Source organism: Bacillus sp. Je.9.29.b (genome assembly GCF_051129925.1).
Taxonomy (GTDB): Bacteria; Bacillota; Bacilli; order Bacillales; family Bacillaceae; genus Bacillus; species Bacillus safensis.
The window spans coordinates 363,777-386,622 of the sequence record NZ_JBCPSO010000005.1 but is presented as its reverse complement, the minus strand read 5'-3'; the positions used below and the strand labels follow the sequence as shown (position 1 = coordinate 386,622).

Below are 22,846 nucleotides of genomic sequence, written 5' to 3'. Positions count from 1 at the left end.
AGGTTGTGGATACATGGAAAAAGATATTCCTACGTGGATTCTAGCTGTAGATGCTGAGGATAGAGAATTTATCAGAAAGTTCATTCTCAGTTCAGGCTCTTTAAAACAAATGGCAAAAGATTATGATGTGTCCTATCCTACGGTCAGGACTCGTCTAGACAGAATTATTGAATTAATTCGTTTAAATGACACATTAGAACAAGAAACATTGATTAAATATGTGAAAAAACTTGCAATTGAAGAGAAAATCAGTTTAGAAGTGGCCAAAGGTATAATTGAAAAATATAAAGCAGAAAGGGGTAAAGATGATGAATGAATTCTTGTACTTTCTTATAATCGTTAGCGTATTTGCTTTGCAGTATTTTTTATCAACACGAAATCATTTGATGTGGGGAGCGTGCATTCCTATTGTCTTTCTAGTAGTAATGGGCTGGTTATATTTCACGTATCAGGTAAATCATCATATTGGTTTTATCATAATGATGTTGGTGGGATTAGCTCATTTAATCGAAGAATGGAATCGCGGCCGGAGAATGCTTCATCAAAAGAAAAAAAGAGAAATTGAAAAAATGAAGTCACAGGATATTGTATTATGAATTTTTAAGTCATTTTATATGGAGATAGCATATTACATATTAATAGAAGATGATGAAGCACCTGTTTAAAATATCTTCAGTAAAATAGCAACTTTATAGGATGATATATCCTTAATTTTAAAAATAAGGTATGATAAATATGCTTTATCTTTATATTGTCCGAAGGAGCTGTCGTGTTGAAGGGATCTAGGGTTGAGTTGATTGATAGTTTACGTGGTTTTAGTTTATTAGGTATTTTGATCGTGAATATGCTTAATTTCCAATATGATTATGATTTTGAGAAAATGTTTGATTCGAGTTTTTGGGGACAGGAATTCGGTGTATATCTAACGGAAATTTTGTTCCAAGGGTCTTTTTATCCGATCTTTTCCTTTTTATTTGGGTATTCTTTTATCAAGCTGATTGAATCGACGAAGGCCAAGGGATTAAATACGAATGCCATTGTCGTTCGCCGGGGCTTTGGTCTGATTGTGCTTGGGATGCTGCATTACATCTTTATTTGGAACGGTGACATTCTTCTTTATTATGGAGCTTGTACGTTTTTCTTGATGATGTTTTTGAGCAGCCGGATTAAAACAATGCTTATTTGGTCGGGTGTGTTAGGTGCGTTGTCATTAGTCGTTTTGCCATACATGATGAAATTTGTTTATGGGACTGATGATTTATTAACCGATGTGTATGCGAAAGGTGATTATGGGGATATTTTGCTCAGCCGGATTACGGTTGAAGACGATATGATGATTGTGACCATGATTCTGGCGATCGTGACCATTGCGCTTATGCCGATATTAGGTTTTCTTTTTGGTACGATCATGGTTGGTCCATTTGCACTGCTTGGCATGGCGATCGGGAAAAAGGGTCATTTGACAGAAGAAGATCGAGGAATGGCTTATCGTAAAGGCTGGGTTTGGATGATTATCATCGGGCTCGTTTTAAAATGTGCGACGTTCATTGATGCTCCTTGGAGTGAATTGGTGATTACGCTGGGTGCCTATGTGCTGACGATTGGGTATATTCAAGCCTTTATTGTTTTCTACTATTCGAAGGCAGCCCAAGGTTTCAAACGCCTGCTTGCAGGGCTTGGCCGTTTGTCTCTCTCAAACTATTTGGCGCAGTCGATTATTTGTACAACGATTTTCTATTCTTATGGACTTGGTCTATTTGGACAATTGGGATCAATGTTTGGGCTGCTGCTTGCTGTCGGACTGTACACAGCACAGCTGTTCATCAGCTATCTCTATTTGAAAAAATGGAGAAGAGGTCCTGTGGAGTGGCTTATGGGAAAATGGGTATATTGGAAATAAAATATTTTGTTAAAGAACCGTATGGCTTAAGGGCTGTGCGGTTTTTTATTTTAAATAAATGAGGAGAACGTTTTTAAAATGGTTGAATATTCTTTTAGTGTGTATATAATGTATATATAGTGTATATACAATATTTTTCTGAAAAAAGAGGTTTTTATATGCAAATTACGATTTCAAACCATTCTAAGGAGCCTATCTATGAGCAAATTACGAATCAAATCAAATCGATGATTTTAACGGGTGAGCTTGAAGAAGGTGCAGCGTTGCCGTCTATTCGAAAGCTGGCGAAGGATTTACAAATTAGCGTGATTACAACAAAGCGAGCGTATGAAGAGTTAGAGAAGGCGGGATTTATTTATTCGATTGTAGGCAAGGGATCATTTGTTGCGGAACAAAACCTAGAAGTGATGAGAGAGAAGAAATTGAAGGTGATCGAGGAACAGCTTGGAGCAGTAGTCACAAACGGGAAAGAATTAGGCTTATCTTTTGATGAATTGCAGCAGTTATTAAAGTTCTTATATGAGGAGTGAGATGAGTGGAGCATGTGATTGAATTTAAAGGAGTATCGAAACAATTCAAGGATTTTTCCGTTCAGGATCTTGATTTACGGGTTAAGAAAGGCTTTGTCACAGGGTTTATTGGAGAGAATGGAGCGGGTAAGTCGACCACCATTAAAATGATCATGAATTTGTTAAAACCCGATTCAGGTGACATAAAAGTTTTTGGATTGGATTATCATACTCATGAAAAAGAGATTAAGGAACGAATCGGATTTGTTTACGATGCCAATGTTTTTTTTCCAGGGTTGAATTTAAAGGACATCAAACGGATTGTGGCTCCTGCCTATAAACGCTGGGATGACCAGCTTTTTGATCAATATATTGAACAGTTTGGTCTGCCGCTGAATAAAGCGATCAAAACATTTTCAAAAGGCATGCAGATGAAGGCTTCACTAGCGATTGCGCTGTCACATCATGCAGAGCTGATTATCATGGATGAACCAACTGCTGGTTTAGATCCGGTTTTTAGAAGAGAGCTGCTCAGCACGTTACAAGAATTGATGATTGATGGAAATAAGACGATCTTTTTCTCGACGCATGTGACGACTGATTTAGACCGGATTGCGGATTATATTGCGTTTATACAAAATGGAAGGCTGGTTTTTCAACAGTCGATTCATGAAGTGGCAGAGGGTTATGCGCTTGTGAAAGGAAGCCTGGAGTTATTGGATCGAGATACAGAAAAGGCCTTTGTCCATATCCAGCGTACAGCAGCCGGATTTGAAGCATTAACCGATCGGGTTGATGAGGTGAAACTTATTTTTGGGGATGCTGTTGTGATTGAACCGGCGTCGCTTGAGGATATCATGTTTTATTTGAAAGGCGGGGTTGCGCATGTTTCATTTAATTAAGCGTGATGTGATTTTGCAAAAGAAGCAGTTACTTATTTTTATTCCGTTTATCTTATTTTTTATTTTCATGGATGTCCATCCAGTATTGACGTTTATAGTCGCTAGTGTCTTCATTCCATTTAACACATATGCGTATGATGAAAAGGCAGAAACGAATATTCTATTAAATTCTTTGCCTTATACCCGGAATGAAATTATTGCCTCCCGTTATCTTGGTGCCGTTTTTTATATGGTCATTGCGATCGGGCTGACAAGTGCTGCATTACTTGTGTTTGGGAAGCTGTTTTCGCTGTCAGATATTGCGATTGGCAGCGGGTTGTTTTTATTGTTCGCGGCGTGTACGTTTCCATTGTTTTATATCTTAAAGCCTGGCTATATCACAACGGCAGTGATCATTGGCTTTATCGTATTATCTGCTATGGGACCGCCTGTTGTTCTCTATTTAGCAGAGCAATTTAGTGGGCTCACTGATTTTATCATGAATTTATCGATCCCTGTTTTATATACGGGGTCAGCTGTGCTGATTATGCTCTTCTACTTGCTGTCTTGGGGACTTTCTACTGTGATTTACCAGAGGAAAGTGTTTTAGGAAAGCAATTGCCGATGTTTCTATAAATTTACAGCTTGAGCTTAGAAGACCGTGTGAGCGGTCTTTTTTTAAAGATTTTTCTGGTTATTGATTATATCAATATAAAATAATTTGAACTTACTTTTATGTCAGAATATTTTGTTAATAGTGTTTCCCTCAAAAAAACAATTGTTTTTTAAGGGTAGATTTATTATGATAATATACATCGAAAGATTGATGTTTCTCAATCAGAATGAAAATTCTGATTTTTATTTTTTATGTTGTTTGTTGATGAGGGGGAAGAAAAGTGGCTCAAAAGGAATTAAAGAGAGGGTTAAGTGCCCGCCATATTCAAATGATCGCTCTTGGCGGCACAATCGGTGTTGGCTTATTTATGGGGTCAGCGAAGGCCATTCAATGGACAGGTCCATCGGTTCTTCTAGCGTACGCAGTGTGTGGTATTTTTATCTTTTTTATTATGCGTGCGATGGGAGAAATGTTATATCTTGAGCCGAGTACAGGGTCGTTTGCTACATTCGGGCATCAATATATTCATCCGCTTGCAGGGTATATGACGGCTTGGAGTAACTGGTTCCAGTGGGTCATTGTCGGAATGTCGGAAATTATTGCGGTTGGGGCTTATATGAAATATTGGTTCCCAGAGCTGCCTGCGTGGATTCCAGGGTTAATTGCGATGATCATTTTAGGAGCAGCCAATTTGATTTCGGTTAAGTCGTTCGGTGAATTTGAATTTTGGTTTGCGATGATCAAAATTGTGACGATTATCTTGATGATTGTTGCAGGTTTAGGCATTATTTTCTTCGGTTTTGGAAATGGCGGGACTCCTATTGGGCTGTCTAACCTTTGGGCGCATGGCGGGTTCTTTACAGGTGGGTTTAGCGGATTCCTGTTTGCATTGTCTCTAGTTATTGCTGCTTATCAAGGTGTCGAGCTCATTGGGATTACAGCGGGTGAGGCGCAAAATCCGCAAAAGACGCTGACAAATGCCATCAAAAGTATCATCTGGCGTATTTTGATTTTCTATATCGGTGCGATCTTTGTCATTGTGACTGTGTATCCTTGGGATCAGCTGAATACCCTTGGCAGTCCATTTGTGGCGACGTTTGCGAAGGTCGGGATTACAGCAGCGGCTGGTATTATTAACTTTGTTGTCATTACAGCAGCGATGTCCGGCTGTAATAGTGGTATTTTCAGTGCGGGTCGTATGCTTTATACATTAGGAGTGAATGGTCAGGCGCCTGCTTTCTTTACGAAAATTTCGAAGAACGGTGTACCGTATTTTGGGACATTCGCTGTGCTGATTGGTTTAGCGATAGGAGTTGTTCTGAATTATGTTTCTCCGCCAAACATTTTTGTCTATGTGTATAGTGCGAGTGTCCTTCCTGGGATGGTGCCTTGGTTTGTCATTTTGATTAGTCATATTGGCTTCAGAAAGGCAAAGGGGGCAGCGCTTGATCAGCATCCGTTCAAGATGCCGCTGGCACCAGTTTCTAATTATCTCACTATTGGTTTCTTATTGATGGTTCTTGTGTTTATGCTCATTAATCAGGATACGCGTATTTCTCTTATTGTAGCAATTGGGTTCTTGATTTTAGTTGCACTTAGCTTTTTTGTATTTGGAATTGGAAAACGAAAGCCGATTGAAACAGCTTCATCTAATCAAACGGTGAAATAATCAAAAGCCTTGCGGAGCGGACCGCAAGGCTTTTGTTGTTACAACGAGGCTTTGACACGGTTAAAGACATCTGGATAGTTGGTGAAAAGGCCGGTGACGCCGTATTGCAGTAGACGGGTCATGTCTGCTTCGCTGTTTATCGTATATGGATGAAGGAGGAGTCCGTGGCTTCTGACCTGCTGGACGTTTTCAGGTGTTAATGCTCTGAAATTCGGTCCAACACCCACGGCGTACGTTTTGATAAAGTCGAGCTGATCGTCTGTGATGGATGTCATTTGGTTTCTGTCTAATAGTTGTACTTTTGGCAGGCGTGGAGCTAATTTCTGCAGCTTTAGCAGGCTGTCTTCACTAAAGGATTGAATGATGACCTGCCCTTTTCTTGTGTGTTTCCCAAGAAGGTGATGTTTCTTTAAGGCGGCCAATAGTTTTTCTTCCATTTGCGGATAAAGGTCTGGTTTTTTTGTTTCAATATAATAATTCTCTCGTTTGCCGAAATAGCGCAGCACCTCATCTAATGTCAGGACTCTCTGTCCGATATAGTTGGCATTTTGTCTGTCGGGATTGGCTTCGTTAAACCATGTACCAGCATCAAGTTGTTTGATTTCAGCAAGTGTGAGATCTTTGACCCAGCCTGTTCCGTTTGTGGTTCGGTCAACGGTTTCATCATGCATCACGATGAGATGTCCATCCTTTGTCATTTGAAGGTCGAGTTCGAGGTAATCTGCATTCATCTTTGTGGCGAGCTTGTAGGAAGCCAGGGTATGCTCTGGTGCATACCCTGATGCTCCGCGGTGTGCAACGGTTAAGATGCGATCTGGAGATAAAAGGTTTTCATGTGCCGATACGGTGGCCGGCACCCACGCAAAAGACAGTAAAGCAAAAGAGAGCAACACGAAAGCAAGTAATCTACTTTTCTTCATATTTTATCCTCCTTTTACGGTAACTGCCTCCATCATAAGAAATAGATGTAAAGAGCATGTTGGGCGGATATGAATCTTTTATGTGATTTTCATTAAGCTTGCTCTACGCGTTTTCCTGTATTCCATGTCATAGCGAGGAAAACAATCGCAAGCACACAAGAACCAACCAGTAAAATGAAGCCTCCTGTCCAGTCATAGTGATCGACGACGACGCCCATCATGGCATTGGCAAAGGCAGAGCCGCCAATGTAGCCGAAGAAGCCTGTCAGTCCGGCAGCAGTGCCAGCTGCTTTTTTCGGAGCGAGATCAATGGCTTGAAGTCCAATGAGCATGACCGGTCCGTAAATCAAAAAGCCGATGCTGATGAGGGCAATGTTATCGACCATTGGATTGCCTGCAGGGTTTAGCCAGTAAACAAGAACGGCAATTAACACCCCGGCCATAAAGAGGACGCCTGCTGGTGCGCGGCGGCTTCTAAAGAAGCGGTCACTGATCCAGCCGCACAATAATGTACCGGGAATGCCTGCATATTCATAAAGAAAATAAGACCAGCGTGAATGCTCTGGTGAAAAGCCCTTTGCTTCTGTTAAGTAGGTCGGCGCCCAGTCAACGACACCGTAACGGACGAAGTATACAAACACGTTGGCGATTGCGATATACCATAGGAATTTATTGTTGAGTACATATTTAAATAAAATCTCTTTCACTGTTAATTCTTTTTCTTGATCCTCATACTTTTGTGCCGGATAGTCATTTCGATATTCCTCAATTGGCGGAAGACCAGTGGATTGCGGGGTATCCCGTACGAGAAGTATGATCACGAAGGAGACGATAATGGCAATGATGGCAGGGAAGAAAAAGATACTTTTCCACGTCGCAAACAGTACAATCCCTAATGTGATAAGCGGTGCAAGAATCCCCCCGCCGATATTGTGAGCGACGTTCCAAATGGACATTTTCGTACCACGTTCACTAACCGAAAACCAGTGCGCCATCGTACGTCCGCATGGCGGCCACCCCATGCCTTGAAACCAGCCGTTTAAGAACATGAATAAAAACATGATCCATACACTGGATGTCACCCATGGAAATGAGACAAATAGGATATTGATAAGAGCGGATAAAAAGAGTCCGGCAGCTAAAAAGTATCTGGGGTTACAGCGGTCTGAGATCATCCCCATGATGAATTTACTAAAGCCATAAGCGATAGATACGGCTGCGAGTACAAAGCCTAATTCACTTTTCGTGAACCCCTCTTCCTGTAGATATGGAATGGCAAAAGCGAAATTTTTGCGCAGCAAATAGTAGCCCGCATACCCGATAAAGATGCCTAGAAAGACTTGCAGCCGCAGCCGCTTATACGTCTCGTCTGTTTTGGCATCATCAAGCCTGTCGATATGCGGAGCAGGTTTAAACCATTTGAACATGAAAGATCCTCCTTTTGTAGATGTCTGATTGACTGAAGCAAAAGTACGAGAATTGCTTTTGATCCTGTACCTTTTCAGAGACAAAAGAATTGTTAGCGCTTTCTTTTGTACTCCCATCATATCGGATGGAAGAGACGTTTATGATGAGGCTTTTGTCATAAATTTGGAAAAATGGGTCATGAAGTAACAAAAAAAATCCGCACAATGGCGGATTTTTTCTTAGCGGTTATAGAGACACATTAATTTTCGCAGATTTCTTTAGTTTTTCAATTTCTTTTTGGACTTCTTTTTGCTTTTCTTGAGATTCTAGCTGTTTTTTAATTTGTGATTTAACCTCTTTGTATTCTGGTGCTTTTTGCTTTTGTTTTTTCATTTGGTCTGCGTATTGATCATAATACGCTTTGACATCTTTCTCAGACACGGAGGCTGATTTGATTTCTTTGTCGACATATTGGCTGTATTTAATGCTGTCAGCAATGTCGCTTTTCAGCTGATCCAATGTGAGTCCGCTCTTTTTAAGTGCTTCTTCGAATTGAGCGTTGTCTTTAAACTGTTTCTTTTCTTCCTTTAGCTGCTTATCTACCTCTTTGTCAGAGGCTTTGAAGCCCTTCTTCTCAGCATCTTGCAGGATGAGCTCTTGTCCTACGAGCGCATCAATGGTTTGTTTCTTGACTGCTTTCTCGCCTTCTTTAGAAGTTGGGTCTTGCCCGGACTGCTGAAGCTGTCCTTGAATGGTAGATAAAGCGCTATTGTATTCACTGCCTGTGATTTTGTCTTTGTTGACAGTCGCAACGACCTTTTGATCATCGATTTTTTGTGCGTCTAATTTCTTTTGCATTTCTTCCATTTGCTTTTGCTGTTCTTTTTGATCAGCCTGTGTTGTTTCCTTGTTTTTAGCTGAATCGTTTTGCTTATCTTGTTTGGCATCGTTTGACGAGCAGGCTGCAAGTCCAACAGATAACAAACAAGCGATGAGTGTGTATGATACCTTTTTCATCATTTTCTCTCCCTTCGGTATGAGAACGTCTAGTGCGCATTCTAACCGTTTTTTAGGAAAAATAAAACCGTACAGACAATTTGTTAGCGGATTGACATGTTTTTTATCTGTTTGTCCTCATTTTGTCTTCTCATAGTCATCTCATGACAAACTCAATTGTGGAATAATTGTTCCATCACTTCGTCGATATCGGTGATTGGCTGGCGGCAGCTGTAATTTTCACAAATATACACGGTGGTTTTGCCATCAATTGTTTTGTAATCTTTTGTAAAGGGCGCGAGCTTCGCTAATTCTTTCCCTGTTTCGGCAGTCAATATGATATCAAATGGAACGAAGCGTTTTTGAAGCGCCTGTAAAAGCTGTTCTTTTTGAGGGTCGCCGTTTTTTCCGAGAATGATGATTTCTCTTTTGGTTGCATATTGACTTAGGAGCCCTTGCAGAAACGCTGTGTGTCCGCTTGGGTAGGAAGAGACATCGACATAAAAGGCTTGGAACATCTGCCGTAATGTGTCTAGCCAATCCTGACGTCCGGTCAGTCTGCTTAGCATGAGAAGGTGCTTGAGTGCGGTGCTGTTACCAGAAGGCATGGCACCGTCGTACACTTCTTTTTCTCGAACGAGGAGCGCTTCCGCATCTGATCCCGAGAAGAAAAAGCCCCCTTTTTCCTTGTCCCAAAACAGCTCAAACATGTTCTCCGCAATGGCTGTGGCTTTTTCCAGCCAATCTAATTCAAAGGTCGCTTCATATAAAGACATATAGGCTTTTAGCATATGCGCATAATCCTCGATAAAGCCGAGATGCTTCACGTCACCTTCTCTATATCGGACCATGAGACGATCATGTTGAACAAGATGTGTTTCTAGAAAAGACATCGCCTGCTTCGCCATACGGATCGCTTCATCTGCATCAAAGACTCTTCCTGCTTTGGCGAGAGCTGCGATCATCAGTGCATTCCATGATGTGAGCACCTTGTCATCGACAAGCGGTGCGGGTCGCTGCTGTCTGACTGATTGTAAAATGTGACGGGCTTCTTGCAGCTTAGACTGAAGGGTTTTATTGTCGATCGAAAAAGAGGCCTTGATGTCCTCAAAAGAGGTGGAAATGGTATGAGGGATGTTTTCCCCTTCAAAGTTCCCCTCTTCTGTGATGTGGTAGACAGCGCAGAATAATGCGCCGAGGTCCTCGCCTAAATGGGTGATAATCTCATCTTTTGCCCAAACGTAATATTGTCCTTCTTTCCCTTCAGAATCTGCATCTATCGCTGAATAAAAGGAGCCGCCTAGATTCATCATATCTTGTTTAATAAATTGGATCAGGCGTTGGACAAGTTTTTCATACTCAGGTTTTGAGGTGAGCTGATACGCTTCTGTGTAAGCTTCCATCAGCAAGGCATTATCATACAGCATTTTTTCAAAATGTGGCACAAGCCATTTTTCATCCGTCGAATAACGAGAAAAACCGGAACCAATATGGTCATATATACCGCCATTTGCCATCCCATCTAACGTTTTCGTGACTGCATACAGCGCATTCTCCTGTCCTGTCCATTCGTAATAGCGCATCAGAAAAGAGAGCATATGAGGTGCAGGAAATTTCGGTGCGGAGCCGAATCCGCCATACAGTGTATCAAAGCTGCTCATGAGCTGGTAATAGGCTTTGTGAATTGCTTCTTGAGCCAGTATGTTTTCTGTCTGCCCTGCTGCTTTAATCCGCAGATTATTTGTCGCTTTCTCTGCCAATGATTCAATATGATCTCGGTCGTTATGGTACGCATCCAGCAATTGTGTGAGTGCCTCGATGAAGCCAGGACGCCCGTATGCACTTCTTTTTGGAAAATATGTTCCCGCATAAAAAGGCTTTTGATCAGGCGTGACAAACACGTTGAGCGGCCAGCCGCCTTGCCCCGTCATCATCTGACAAACAGACATATACATCGAGTCGATATCTGGACGCTCCTCACGATCGACTTTGATTGAAATGAAATGCTCATTTAAGATGTCAGCGACTTGTTGATCTTCGAAGCTTTCGTGTGCCATGACGTGGCACCAGTGACATGTTCCTTTGGTTATCCATACCCAATAGATACGAGAACAGGCTTGTTTTCGCGTTTCGCTTTTTGAAAAGCTTCTTCTCCCCAAGGGAACCAGTCCACAGGGTTATGAGCATGTTGAAGTAAATAAGGAGACTTCTCAGCGATTAGTCTATTGGGTTTACTTTTGTTTGGCATGGGATCACCTGCTTTCTATTAATTTGTACGTTTAACATACCATAATTCCCTAAAAAAATTCATACACTCCATTTTGTGAACCAAACCCAAGTTATTAAAAAGGAGAACTGCTTATGACTCTATTTTCAGGGTTAACTTCATCACCTTATTGCTTTTTAGATAAGAAATAAGGAATTAAAATCTTTATCTTTTTATTTACTGTTAGATAGGAGAAACACACCCCGATGACTGTAACCATCCCGCCTGTCAGTGCAATAAACGTAGGTACTTCACCTAACCATACCCAAGAAATGGCCAAGGCTACGGCTGGTGTTAAATAAAGTGAAATTGTTGCTTCTGAAGCACCGATAAGTGAAGTTACATACGCAAGTGCAAAGTAAGGCACAACCGTTGGTAATAAACCTAAATAAACGATAGACAAAGTTGAGTTCATTGAAGCGTTCAAAAACTCTTCCCCTAAGCCAGGCAGAAATACAAGCATAGGTATTGTCCCGCCCCAAATAGTGAATGTAACGAATGGAATAAATCCATATTTTTTTATATAGCGAGCTTGAAAAACGAAATAAATACTCTCCGAAAATGCTGCCAGCAGGATTAACAAAATGCCGTTCACTGAATTTGTATAGTTTCCCGCCCCAAATGAAATGATCGACACACCCAATAAACTTATAATAGAGCCAATCCATTTATAAGAACCAAAATGTTCACCAAAAACCAGACGAGATAACATTGCAGAAAAAATAGGTGTCATGGTCACGAGTAAGCTTGCTACCCCTGCGCTGACTGTTTTTTCTCCGATATTCAGCAAAATGTGATATAGTGTAAAACCTAAAAACCCTAAAGATAAAATAGCAGGGATATCCTTCATGTCGGGTAAATGCATATGAGTCAAAACAGCAAAAACCAACAATGCCATTGACCCAATCAACAAGCGAAACAAAGCGAGGTGTTCCGGCGTATAACTCTCCAAACCCGCGCGAATTCCCGGGAAAGCTGATGCCCACAACCCAATCATCAGACTGTAAGATATGCCGATTCGAATTGTTTTCTTTCGCATTTTTCTCACTCCTCTTTACAAAAACCAACCAGTTATTTAATGTGTTTCTATACTAATAAAGATTTGATGATATGACTTCAACCAGTTAAATGGATTTTGACCCAACCACTTTAGTTTTTAAGGAGGATACTTTTTATGAGCGCTTCAGAAGAAAGAAGGATGAGAAAGCTTCCTAAGTACATACAAATCATTCAATTTATAAAAGATAAAATAGGAAATGGAGAATGGCCGATTGGAAGTAAGATTCCAAGCCAGCGCACGCTTGCCAAACACTTTGAGGTGAATAGGAGCACAGTAATTACAGCTTTAGAGGAATTGATGGCGGACGGATTAATCGAAGGCAGAATGGGAAAAGGGACAGTTGTTACGAACAATACATGGACACTTTTGGCTAAGAATTCCGCCCCCGATTGGGATCAGTATGTAACCTCTGGAATCCAGCGGCCAAGCCAAAAAATCGTTCAAGAGATCAATAAATCAGAATCAAACTCTGATCTTATACAGCTCAGTAAAGGAGAACTTTCAAAGGAGATTTTTCCTTTAACTGCTATGAAAGAGATGATGGGAAAGGTATCTCAAAACATAGAGGCATTCGGATATGAGGAACCAAAAGGATATTTACCTTTACGAGAGGCATTAAGTGGCTATTTAAGAACATTGGGAATTCAAGGCTCATCTTCTTCCATTCTTATTGTTTCGGGTGCGCTGCAAGCCTTACAGCTAATATCAATGGGGCTTTTACAAAGGGGATCGACCGTTTATCTTGACCAGCCGTCCTATCTTTATTCATTACACGTATTTCAATCAGCCGGTATGAAGCTGACTGGAGTTCCTATGGATAATGATGGACTTTTGCCGGAACATATCCACGTGGCAAGGGGGGAGCGGGGGAGGGCTATATTATATACAAATCCCTGTTTTCATAATCCAACCGGTATCTCAATGTCAGAACGGCGACGGGAAGAAATACTTGCGGCAAGTGAGAATGCACAGCTTCCCATTATTGAAGATGACATATATCGTGAGTTATGGATCGATGAGATTCCTCCAAATCCTATTAAAACAATAGATAAAAATGGGCATGTGCTTTACATAGGAAGTTTATCTAAGACATTAAGCCCCGGCTTAAGAATTGGATGGATCGTCGGTCCAGAATCAGTGATTGAACGTTTATCCGACATAAAAATGCAAACAGATTACGGCTCCAGTTCGTTATCCCAAAGAGTAGCGGCAGAGTGGTTTACATCCGGTGAATACCAACAACATCTAGAACAGGTAAGAAGTCAATTAAAGGTGAGAAGGCAATTGGTCATGAGTCTTTTAGAAACCAATTTGAAGAATGTTGCTACATGGAATATTCCGAAGGGAGGATTCTTTGTCTGGGTAAAAATATTGCCTTCACTATCTATGAAATCACTTTATACAAAAGCTTTGACAAAAGGGATACTTCTCAATCTCGGCAGTATCTATGCTCAAGAAAAGGGGAACTATATTCGCTTATCATATGCTTATGCATCTCTTGAAGATCTACAAAAGGGAATTTATGAATTGGGTTTAATGATTAAGGAATTGGCAAGCAGATAAAAATATAATGAATACTAAAAGACAGTGACAAGTGGCGTAACCGATGCTAAAAAGCACTGGTTTATTTTCACGTTTGGCTTTATCGAAGGCTTCTTGCCCCCACGGGTACCAGAGAACTGGGTTGTGGGCATGCTGAAGGAGATATGGTGATTTTTCATTGATGAGTGGGTTGGGTGTTTGGTTGTTTGGCAAGGAATCACATGCTTTCTTTAATGGTTTCAAAAAATAACCGTTTTTTAACATATCACCGTTTGTAAATAAAATTCCCTTTTCATTCTTAAAATTAAAGAGAGTATCATGAATTGTCGGTCAGACTTTTTAGACTAGAAAATATTTGTGGTGATACATATTCTGATGAGTTATCTTGTATTTGTTGTAATAACGTATCAACTTCTGTTCGAACTTAACTGTAGCTTCTCTTGTTAATCCATTTTTTAAAACTTTTTGTTAAGTTTCGCAATTGAATTTAAATACTTTGATAAGTTCCCAATAACTAATTGGTGGCGAATAAGTTCATTTGAATTATATCCAATAATCATTTAAATAACTGAGTGAAAGCTAAACACCTCTCAACTGTTTCTTTGATTTTTGGTGAATATACTCTTAAGTCGTTACTTAGTTGACATACTCAGTTAGGAATATGCCGCAAAATTCAATTTTGGGTTCTGCCCAATCAGCCAATTGAGTCATCTATATGAGGTAATGCTATAGTATCTTGATATTGCATAATTAATTCTTGATTTGCGTATTTTAAGTTTGAACCAACTGTATCAACAATTTCAGTAAATAATCTATTAGGATTAAAATAATCATCTCTGTATTTTTTGTTATATTCTTCCCCGTTTCTTGTACTTAAGGCGATAATTTTTTGATTTTCCGCAAAAAGATAATTATCTATTTTAACAATTATAGGAGAATACAAGTTTTGAAAACATTCTTTTTTAAATTTTATTTCTTCTCTAAAAATGATGTACTATTATTTGCCCCGTAGTAGCGTCTCCTAAAGCAACAAAAACTGAAGTGACAGTTCCCCAGTCGATATGCCAATTCATATGCAATATTAAATCCGTTTCTTTTTATTAGTTTAGAGCTGTTAATATGTTTTGATTCTACTGTTTTTGTGAGTTAGTAGATTCATATAGATTTTATGTCGATATGGAAAAAAGAAGCTATCTGATCAAGAGATCTGTTTGCAACTGTGTTGTCTCATTTGCTAGAACATAATTCGGTAAAAGTAATTCTATCTGCAAAGATTTTCGATTGATTTATTAATTTCGCCCAATGTCATTTAAGATCGGCCGTTCTACAAAGAGTTGAGTTACTATTATATTATCGGGAATTGCATAGTTATGATTAATTATAAACAAAAATTTACTTATTTATAATTAATACCCTATTTTTACTTTTGTGACATTCTCGAATTGACAACCAGAACAACTTATATATAATGCTGTCCATTTTTAATTTCAAAAAGTTCTTTGCGGCTATGAAACCTCTTGGCATTGAACAAACAATCGTTTCTTTCTTCCTACCTTGAAGGAACCTCAGGTGATTCGGGAAATGGGAGTTAGATTTTCTACAAATCAATGTTTTTAATTCTAATTTTCTATATATAAACATAATAGTATATTGATAATAAATGCAAGGTGGAGATTGTATGTATTTACCTTATTGTTATTGTTTACCTAGAGGTTATGAGCCCTTGATTAATCAACATCAACAACACTTCTTTTATTATCCAGTTATTTCTTGTATTTATCATTATCCATTATTATCAAATGAACCTCTAGGTAATGAAAGACAAACTTTATATTTACAAGTCCCTGATGAGGTTGATCAAGCTCCAGAAGCTGTCCCACCAAATTTTGATATTCAGAAGGACTTACCTTGGAAATCAATACAAAGTCAAATAAAATTGCAGTATAACGAGTATGCAGGGACTGTTCAATGTGAAATAAAGGATAATTCGGTGAGGTGTGTTTTGTTTTCTGTTCCCAATATTCCAGAATTTAAAATAGGCACGTGCACAAAAACATTAACTAGAAAAATTTTTGGACAGAAAATAAAGATAAAGGTGAATTATTGGTGTTTACAAAGACGTAAAAGTAGATTTGTTATGTACATTCAGGTTGGAACCAAGGGCATACCTTCTTTAAATTTAAAAAAACGGATACAAGAATGTATAATGCAAACAAAAAAATCTGCAGAGAATGCAGCCTATAGTACATTTTTAACAAAGTTGCCATTAGGACTGCAAATAGCTGCATCCGAAGCAATATCAGCTGCCTTTTCTACAGCAATATCAACTTTTAAAACATGTATGGTAGGGATCGCAATTGATCTCGAGAAAATTTTAGAGGATGTTCAAAATGTAGAATATTACCGTAATTTAATTAAAAATCTCAAATTATCATTTCCTTCTGAACAGATTGATCGTACTAATTGGGAACCATTCAATTGGCGGTTACCTTCTTATGCTCTTTAATAGAAATAGGGTTGTCTTTTTATGAATTTGATTAATGGGGAATTGGTAAATTTAGGTTTAAATGTAGGTGGCCCAGTTTTGGTTTTTAAGAAGTTTAAGCAGAGAATGCATATCGGTTGTCAAAGGAGAAAGAGTAAAAGTTTGGTGAGTACCATTACATATTATGGTAAGGTGTTTGTCGCTCGATAGATTGACTAGGTTTCAATTTATATAGGGAATCAAAGCATAAAAAGGGTGTTACATATTGTAGCATCCTTTTTAATGTGCCTACAATAACTAAACAAGTGTGAAGTAATGATTTGTTCTATAAAAACAATTAGGAAAAATATTCACATAATTTATATATTTTTATTAAAAGGCTGATAATACCTATAAAGAGAAGGGCAAGTCGTTTGACTAAATACCTCTTAGGGTATACTATCTGTTCATAGAAAGAATAGAAAGGGGTGCTTGTGAATGGAATATAATCAACAGATGAAGAACCGTCTTCGCCGGATTGAGGGGCAGATTAAAGGGGTTCTTGCGATGATGGAGCAGGGAAAGGATTGCCGCGAGGTGGTGACGCAGCTGTCTGCATCACGCAATGCCATTGATCGTGCAATGGGTGTGATTGTGAGTACAAATCTTGAACAATGTGTCCGTGAAAGCCTTGAACAAGGCAAGGATACGGAGGGTCTTGTGAAAGAAGCGGTTGAGCTATTGGTAAAAAGCCGGTAAGAAATTCTTCAGCCTTTGAAGGTTGACGGATTTTTTTACTTGTTATAATATACCCTTACCGGTATATGTATATATTTTTTGTTTTTTTATATACCCCCATGGGTAATGATGAAGGAGGAGCAGAATGGAAGAACAGAAAAAACGCACGACGATTGTGCTATTTAGTGGAGATTATGATAAAGCAATGGCGGCTTACATTATTGCCAATGGTGCAGCAGCCTATGATCATGAGGTGACGATTTTTCATACCTTTTGGGGGCTGAATGCCTTGCGCAAGGATGAAATGGTGCCAATGAAAAAAGGTTTTTTAGAAAAAATGTTTGGCAAGATGATGCCGCGCGGGGCTGATCGAATGGGCATTTCAAAGATGAATTTTGCTGGAATGGGCCCAAAGATGATTAAGCACGTCATCAAAAAGCACAATGCCATGACCTTGCCGCAGCTCATTGATATGGCGAAGGAACAGGAGATTAATCTCGTAGCATGTACAATGACGATGGATCTTTTAGGGCTGCAGGAGAAAGAATTATTAGATGATATTCAATATGCTGGTGTGGCGGCGTATTTAGCAGAGGCTGAAATTGGGAATGTGAATTTATTTATCTAGTGAGGTGTTAACACATGATTCAAACACTTTTGATCATCATCGTCATTGGTTTGCTGGTGAGCCGTTTTCTTCCTGTAAAGGGTGTAAAACAAATTGATGCAGCCGATATGAAACCTCAATTGCGTAGACAACATCAACAACTGATTGACGTACGATCTCCAGTAGAATTTCAAACAAACCATATTAAAGGGTTTCGAAACATTCCTTTACCTCAGTTAAAAGAACGAACTTCTCAGCTTGAGAAAAATGAAGAGATCTACGTGATATGCCAAAGCGGAATGAGAAGTATGCAGGCAGCGAAAATATTGAAGAAGCAAGGATTTACTCATATTACTAACATCAAGGGTGGTATGAATGCTTGGCATTAAGCACGCATAAAAATATACCCCCACCCCTATATAAAGGAGGACATCACATGCAGCAACCAACAGTCATTTTAGATGCAAAAGGATTGGCATGCCCGATGCCGATTGTGAAAACAAAAAAACAAATGAATGAGCTTTTGCCAGGAGATGTACTTGAAGTGCAAGCTACCGATAAAGGATCAGCAGCGGATTTAGCGGCTTGGTCAAAAAGTGCCGGCCATGAGTTTTTAGGAACAAGAGTAGAAGGACAGGTGCTCCATCATTTGATTCGTAAGGGCGGAGCGCAAGAGGAAGAAGGGGAGCCCATGATTTCAGAAATATCTTTGCATGCCTTTCAACAGAAGGTAAAAGAAGATCAATCTCTATTTATTTTGGATGTACGAGAGCTGGATGAATACGAGGCGGGGCATATCCCAGGAGCTGTTCATATCCCGCTTGGTGAGGTGGAAGATCGTGCAGAGGAGTTAACAAGAGAATCGGACATTTATCTCATCTGTCATTCAGGCAGAAGAAGTGAATTAGCTGCGCAGAAGCTAAAAGAGAAAGGATTTCAACAATTAATCAATGTGGTGCCAGGCATGAATAGCTGGACAGGAGCCATTGAAAAATAGGAGCTGAATAAAACATGACGGTAAAAGCCATGACTGCAGAGCAGTTAACAAAAAAGATCGTGGGCAAAGAGCCGCTCTTTTTGCTAGATGTGCGAAATCAAGCAGATGTACAGGACTGGAAGATTGAAGGGGAAGCAATCGTTGATATGAATGTGCCTTATTTTGATCTGCTTGACGGAGTGGAGGGCGTTTTACAGCACATTCCTAGTGACCGTGAAGTGTTGGTGGTTTGTGCCAAGGAAGGTTCCTCTATTCTTGTGGCGGAGATGCTGTCAGAGGCTGGCGTGCCTGTTCATTATTTGCAGGGCGGCATGAAAGCATGGAGTGAGCATCTAGAGCCAGTGAAAATAGGTGATTTAAGCGGCGGCGGAGAGCTGTATCAATTTGTACGGATGGGCAAGGGGTGTCTGTCCTATATGATCATGTCCAATGGAGAAGCCGCGGTTGTAGATGCAGCTCGAATGACGGAGGTCTATATCGATTTTGCGAAAAAGCATGATGTCTCTGTGACGCATGTGATGGATACTCACCTTCATGCAGATCATATTTCTGGTGGGAAAAAGCTGGCTGAACAAACGGGTGCCACCTACTGGCTGCCGCCAAAAGATGCCGAAGAGGTAACCTTTGAATATGAACGTCTTGAGGAAGGACAGCGGATAACGATTGGAACAGCTTCTATTGATATTCAACCCATTTATTCCCCGGGACATACGATCGGCTCAACATCTTTTATCGTAGACAATCAATATCTTCTTTCAGGTGATATTTTGTTTATTGATTCAATTGGAAGACCTGATCTTGCTGGAATGGCGGAGGACTGGGTAGGTGATTTGAGAGAGACGCTTTATGAACGGTATATGGCGTTTTCAAAGGAATACATCGTTCTGCCTGCGCACTTCATGACCATAGAAGAAATGAATGAAGACGGCAGTGTTTGGAAGGAGCTTGGCTCACTTTTAAAAGAAAATCATGGGCTTCATATTGAAGATCAACATGTGTTTAGAAAGATGGTGACGGAAGGTCTGCCTGCACAGCCGCATGCCTTTCAAGAGATTCGTCAAGCCAATATGGGGAAGCTGAACCCAGATGTGGAAGAGCAGCGGGAAATGGAAATGGGTCCAAACCGTTGTGCGATTCGGTAATGTCCAATAAAATAAGAGAAGAGGAGCAATCAAATGACATCAGATCAAATTTTAGACGTAACAGGGCTCGCATGCCCAATGCCGATTATTCGAACGAAGAAAAAAATGAACGACTTGGCGAAAGGTCAAGTTTTAGAAATACATGCAACCGATAAAGGGGCTAAAGCTGACTTAGCTGCATGGGCGAAGTCAAGCGGACATGAATTGATCACGCAGACAGAAGAAGGTCACGTGCTGAAGTTCTGGATGAGAAAAGGGTCCTAAAGGATGTAGGGGTATCTGCTGAAGATCCCCTTTTCCTTTTGCAAAGGAGGAGACCAGCGTGGATTTTGCATTTTTGATTACACTTTTTATCATCGGATGTATTGGTTCCTTCTTATCAGGAATGGTGGGGATCGGCGGATCTGTGATCAACTATCCCATGCTGCTTTATATCCCGCCTCTTTTCGGTGTGATGGCACTATCAGCACATGAGGTATCAGGGATTGGCGCCATTCAAGTGCTTTTTTCGACACTGGGTGGTGTACTTGCTTATCGGAAAAGCGGATTTTTACATCGCTCGCTGATTTTATATATGGGAAGCGGTATATTAGCGGGCAGCTTATTAGGCAGTTATGTATCACATTTTATGCCGGAGAAAGGGATGAACCTCGTCTATGGATTACTCGCCATTGTGGCGGTAATTCTCATGCTGATTCCGAAAAAAGGACAGCGTGCAGACGCAGAGGGAGAAGTCACTTTTCATAAAGGGCTGGCATCAGCTATTGCCTTTGTGATTGGCAGTGTTTCCGGGGTATTAGGTGCAGGCGGCGCATTTATTTTAGTGCCTGTAATGCTGTCTATTTTAAAAATACCTGTACGGATGACGATTGCGTCGTCACTTGCAATTACGTTTCTTTCTGCGATAGGCGCATCGACTGGAAAGGTATTGACGGGTCAGGTCATGCTTCTTCCTGCTGTTGTGCTGATGGCGGCAAGTTTGGTGGCAGCTCCGATTGGTGCGAAGGTCGGTCAGAAAATCAATGCCGTCTACTTGCAATGGGCACTTGCTGTGATGATTACGGCGACAGCGGTCAAAATTTGGCTGGATATTTTATAAAGAAAAGACCAACAAAGCAAACATGTTGGTCTTTTTTATTTGACGTCATCGTGCTCGATATACGTTTCTAGTGCTGGGTGGTACTCTTTTTGATAATGAAGGTTGGGACATGTTTTCACGACTTTGCCTTGCAGGGCATTGGACTTTGAGACTTCTAATGCTGATTTACATTTAGGACAGCGTTCGGCAAAGAATGAGGGCCAGCGTTTCATGTATCACCACTCCAGTTAAAGTCTTAAAAACCGATTATATTAATATGAATTATAGGGGATCATGCAGGTGAGGTCAATGGGTGTTTGGGTCTTTTTAACAAAAAAGAAGCATCATGAGTGATGCTTCTTTATCGTTCATATTCTTAATAGGCTTTCGCCCAGAATACCATATCAGATGCAGGCTTTCCGCAGCAGACACATGTGTCAGAAATGGTTTCCTGCTCGAATGGGATACAGCGTGAGGTCGCGCCTGTTCTTTTTTTAATGTCGTTTTCACAGGCTTCGTCACCGCACCACATGGCTTTAATCAATCGGTTTTCTTCCGCAAGAATTTGCTCGATGTCTTCGATTATATGGGCGTGTGATGTCTTTTCGTGTAATCGTTCCTTCGCTTTTTCGTACATCGTCCGCTGGATGTCTTCAAGCGTTGCTGTGATGGTTTGTTCAAGTGCTTCTAACGTGACAGCTTGCTTTTCACCAGTGTCTCGTCTTGCAAGCATCACCTGTCCTTTTTCGATGTCCTTTGGTCCTACTTCTACACGTAGCGGAATACCTTGCATTTCACACTCGTTGAATTTCCAGCCTGGCTGTTTATCGCTTGCGTCGATGTCAGCACGTGCGATGCGGGCGAGGCGATCCTTCAATTCGTAGGCATGATCCAGCACACCTTCTTTATGAGAAGCAATTGGCACGATACGCACTTGGGTTGGCGCAATATTTGGCGGGAGGACGAGCCCTCTGTCATCGCCATGCACCATGATCATAGCGCCGATGATTCTTGTGGTGAAACCCCAAGAGGTTTGCTGGACATGCTCTAGTTTTCCTTCACGGTTTAAGAATTCGATGCCAAATGCTTTGGCAAATCCGTTCCCGAAGAAATGAGAAGTGGCAGTTTGCAGCGCTTTTCCATCATGCATCAAGCTTTCAACCGTATAGGTGAAGCGAGCGCCGGCGAATTTTTCCTTCTCTGTTTTTCTCCCTTTAATGACAGGAATGGCAAGGAGATCTTCGCAAAGAGAAGCGTAAGTGTGAAGCATTCTTTCTGTTTCTTCAATCGCTTCTTGCTCAGTCTCATGGCACGTGTGCCCTTCCTGCCATAGGAATTCAAGGGTTCTGAGGAAGGGACGTGTTGTCTTTTCCCAGCGGACAACATTGGCCCATTGGTTATATAGCTTCGGTAAATCGCGGTAGGAATGAATAATGTTTTTGTAATGCTCAGCGAACAGCACTTCAGAGGTTGGTCTGACGCAGAGCCTTTCTTGTAATTCGGATTCACCGCCGTGTGTCACCCACGCCACTTCAGGAGCAAAGCCTTCGATATGATCTTTTTCCTGCTGAAGCAGGCTCTCTGGGATAAAGAGCGGCATATAGACATTCTCATGACCCGTTTCTTTAATCTGGCGGTCAAGTTCGTCGCGAATATTCTCCCAGATTTTAAAGCCGTACGGCTGAATGATCATACTGCCTCTCACGCTTGAATAATCGACGAGCCGCGCCTTTGTGACAACATCTGTATACCACTGGGCAAAGTCGTCTTCCATGCTTGTAATTTTCTCAACAAATTGTTTTTTTGACATTGCAGGTTCCTCCTTTTTAAAAACAAAAAAGCTGTACTTTAAGTTAGGGACCATTCCTGGTGGTACCACCCTAATTTAAAGCACAGCTTTACACTCAATCATGATAACGGTATGAACCGCTGTATGAAACAGAACTAAATCGGCAGGTTCACTTGAAGATGTCAATAGGAACTTCTCAGCACCGTTCCCTCTCTGTTAAAGATCGATTCAAGCTACTATTCCAGATCTACGTTGATCCTTGTAC

Annotated in this window: 23 protein-coding genes, 2 pseudogenes and 1 other annotated feature; of the genes and pseudogenes, 15 read left to right on the top strand and 10 right to left on the bottom strand. The window is 40.7% G+C overall.

The window, feature by feature from the left end; all coding sequences use genetic code 11:
• Window positions 1–13 precede the first annotated feature (13 nt).
• From AAZR19_RS12745 to AAZR19_RS12720, 6 genes are all read left to right on the top strand, one after another.
• Window positions 14–316, top strand: a complete 303-nt coding sequence (locus tag AAZR19_RS12745) for a DUF2089 family protein (protein WP_046313618.1) — start codon at window positions 14–16, stop codon at window positions 314–316.
• A 456-nt stretch (window positions 317–772) separates the two neighbouring features.
• Window positions 773–1,900: a DUF418 domain-containing protein gene (locus tag AAZR19_RS12740; RefSeq protein WP_326350029.1), complete on the top strand. Its 1,128-nt coding sequence runs from the start codon at window positions 773–775 to the stop codon at window positions 1,898–1,900.
• A 158-nt stretch (window positions 1,901–2,058) separates the two neighbouring features.
• Window positions 2,059–2,430, top strand: coding sequence for a GntR family transcriptional regulator (locus tag AAZR19_RS12735; protein ID WP_056768488.1), 372 nt, complete (start codon window positions 2,059–2,061; stop codon window positions 2,428–2,430).
• 5 nt (window positions 2,431–2,435) lie between these two features.
• Complete coding sequence (locus AAZR19_RS12730) at window positions 2,436–3,311, top strand: ABC transporter ATP-binding protein (protein ID WP_041106119.1); 876 nt, start codon at window positions 2,436–2,438, stop codon at window positions 3,309–3,311.
• A complete protein-coding gene (locus AAZR19_RS12725; RefSeq protein ID WP_335372209.1) occupies window positions 3,295–3,900 on the top strand; it encodes an ABC-2 transporter permease in 606 nt (201 codons plus the stop codon). Before AAZR19_RS12730 ends, AAZR19_RS12725 begins: the two co-directional genes overlap by 17 nt.
• A 286-nt stretch (window positions 3,901–4,186) precedes the next feature.
• Complete coding sequence (locus AAZR19_RS12720; protein WP_434703376.1) at window positions 4,187–5,575, top strand: amino acid permease; 1,389 nt, start codon at window positions 4,187–4,189, stop codon at window positions 5,573–5,575.
• 38 nt (window positions 5,576–5,613) lie between these two features.
• On the opposite strand, the gene AAZR19_RS12715 is transcribed toward AAZR19_RS12720, so the two are convergent.
• The 6 genes and pseudogenes from AAZR19_RS12715 to AAZR19_RS12690 all read right to left on the bottom strand — a co-directional run bounded on the left by AAZR19_RS12715 (window position 5,614) and on the right by AAZR19_RS12690 (window position 12,203).
• Window positions 5,614–6,495 (bottom strand): glycerophosphodiester phosphodiesterase, encoded by an 882-nt coding sequence (locus tag AAZR19_RS12715; RefSeq protein WP_434703374.1) that lies wholly within the window; start codon window positions 6,493–6,495, stop codon window positions 5,614–5,616.
• A gap of 92 nt (window positions 6,496–6,587) precedes the next feature.
• Entirely contained in the window at window positions 6,588–7,922 is a 1,335-nt protein-coding gene (gene glpT / locus AAZR19_RS12710; RefSeq protein WP_041106127.1) for a glycerol-3-phosphate transporter, read from the bottom strand.
• A gap of 226 nt (window positions 7,923–8,148) precedes the next feature.
• Window positions 8,149–8,919 (bottom strand): SurA N-terminal domain-containing protein, encoded by a 771-nt coding sequence (locus AAZR19_RS12705; RefSeq protein ID WP_024424429.1) that lies wholly within the window; start codon window positions 8,917–8,919, stop codon window positions 8,149–8,151.
• A gap of 152 nt (window positions 8,920–9,071) precedes the next feature.
• Window positions 9,072–10,955, bottom strand: a complete 1,884-nt coding sequence (locus AAZR19_RS12700; RefSeq protein WP_434703408.1) for a thioredoxin domain-containing protein — start codon at window positions 10,953–10,955, stop codon at window positions 9,072–9,074.
• 9 nt (window positions 10,956–10,964) lie between these two features.
• A pseudogene (locus AAZR19_RS12695) lies at window positions 10,965–11,146 on the bottom strand (DUF255 domain-containing protein); the annotation flags it as partial.
• 145 nt (window positions 11,147–11,291) lie between these two features.
• Entirely contained in the window at window positions 11,292–12,203 is a 912-nt protein-coding gene (locus AAZR19_RS12690) for a DMT family transporter (RefSeq protein WP_395894249.1), read from the bottom strand.
• Window positions 12,204–12,338: 135 nt separating this feature from the next.
• Between AAZR19_RS12690 and AAZR19_RS12685 the strand changes: the two genes are divergently transcribed.
• Window positions 12,339–13,787 carry a PLP-dependent aminotransferase family protein gene (locus AAZR19_RS12685; RefSeq protein ID WP_342492201.1) on the top strand — a complete coding sequence of 483 codons (1,449 nt, stop codon included), beginning with the start codon at window positions 12,339–12,341 and terminating at the stop codon, window positions 13,785–13,787.
• A gap of 24 nt (window positions 13,788–13,811) precedes the next feature.
• Here the strand turns inward: AAZR19_RS12685 and AAZR19_RS12680 are convergent.
• Both AAZR19_RS12680 and AAZR19_RS12675 read right to left on the bottom strand, forming a co-directional pair.
• Window positions 13,812–13,979, bottom strand: a pseudogene (locus tag AAZR19_RS12680) (DUF255 domain-containing protein); the annotation flags it as partial.
• A gap of 481 nt (window positions 13,980–14,460) precedes the next feature.
• Window positions 14,461–14,709: a hypothetical protein gene (locus AAZR19_RS12675; RefSeq protein WP_434703371.1), complete on the bottom strand. Its 249-nt coding sequence runs from the start codon at window positions 14,707–14,709 to the stop codon at window positions 14,461–14,463.
• A 735-nt stretch (window positions 14,710–15,444) separates the two neighbouring features.
• On the opposite strand from AAZR19_RS12675, the gene AAZR19_RS12670 reads away from it, so the two are divergent.
• From AAZR19_RS12670 to AAZR19_RS12635, 8 genes are all read left to right on the top strand, one after another.
• On the top strand, window positions 15,445–16,272 hold the full coding sequence (locus tag AAZR19_RS12670; protein WP_434703369.1) for a hypothetical protein: 828 nt from the start codon (window positions 15,445–15,447) through the stop codon (window positions 16,270–16,272).
• Between the two features lie 456 nt (window positions 16,273–16,728).
• Entirely contained in the window at window positions 16,729–16,989 is a 261-nt protein-coding gene (locus tag AAZR19_RS12665; protein WP_003217059.1) for a metal-sensitive transcriptional regulator, read from the top strand.
• A 124-nt stretch (window positions 16,990–17,113) separates the two neighbouring features.
• The gene (locus tag AAZR19_RS12660; protein ID WP_041088802.1) at window positions 17,114–17,596 is read left to right on the top strand and encodes a DsrE/DsrF/DrsH-like family protein; all 483 of its coding nucleotides are present in this window, start codon (window positions 17,114–17,116) and stop codon (window positions 17,594–17,596) included.
• Between the two features lie 14 nt (window positions 17,597–17,610).
• Window positions 17,611–17,964: a rhodanese-like domain-containing protein gene (locus AAZR19_RS12655; RefSeq protein ID WP_434703366.1), complete on the top strand. Its 354-nt coding sequence runs from the start codon at window positions 17,611–17,613 to the stop codon at window positions 17,962–17,964.
• 47 nt (window positions 17,965–18,011) lie between these two features.
• Complete coding sequence (locus tag AAZR19_RS12650) at window positions 18,012–18,572, top strand: sulfurtransferase TusA family protein (protein ID WP_041106137.1); 561 nt, start codon at window positions 18,012–18,014, stop codon at window positions 18,570–18,572.
• Window positions 18,573–18,586: 14 nt separating this feature from the next.
• Window positions 18,587–19,714 carry an MBL fold metallo-hydrolase gene (locus AAZR19_RS12645; RefSeq protein WP_434703364.1) on the top strand — a complete coding sequence of 376 codons (1,128 nt, stop codon included), beginning with the start codon at window positions 18,587–18,589 and terminating at the stop codon, window positions 19,712–19,714.
• A gap of 33 nt (window positions 19,715–19,747) precedes the next feature.
• Entirely contained in the window at window positions 19,748–19,978 is a 231-nt protein-coding gene (locus AAZR19_RS12640) for a sulfurtransferase TusA family protein (RefSeq protein WP_075622234.1), read from the top strand.
• Between the two features lie 58 nt (window positions 19,979–20,036).
• Entirely contained in the window at window positions 20,037–20,813 is a 777-nt protein-coding gene (locus AAZR19_RS12635) for a sulfite exporter TauE/SafE family protein (RefSeq protein WP_434703361.1), read from the top strand.
• A 35-nt stretch (window positions 20,814–20,848) separates the two neighbouring features.
• Here AAZR19_RS12635 and AAZR19_RS12630 read toward each other — a convergent pair whose 3' ends face one another.
• Together AAZR19_RS12630 and proS are read right to left on the bottom strand one after the other, a co-directional pair.
• A complete protein-coding gene (locus tag AAZR19_RS12630; RefSeq protein ID WP_165585036.1) occupies window positions 20,849–21,025 on the bottom strand; it encodes a hypothetical protein in 177 nt (58 codons plus the stop codon).
• A 143-nt stretch (window positions 21,026–21,168) separates the two neighbouring features.
• Window positions 21,169–22,602: a proline--tRNA ligase gene (gene proS, locus AAZR19_RS12625; RefSeq protein WP_434703359.1), complete on the bottom strand. Its 1,434-nt coding sequence runs from the start codon at window positions 22,600–22,602 to the stop codon at window positions 21,169–21,171.
• Between the two features lie 42 nt (window positions 22,603–22,644).
• Window positions 22,645–22,840 (bottom strand) — a binding site (T-box leader).
• Window positions 22,841–22,846 lie beyond the last annotated feature (6 nt).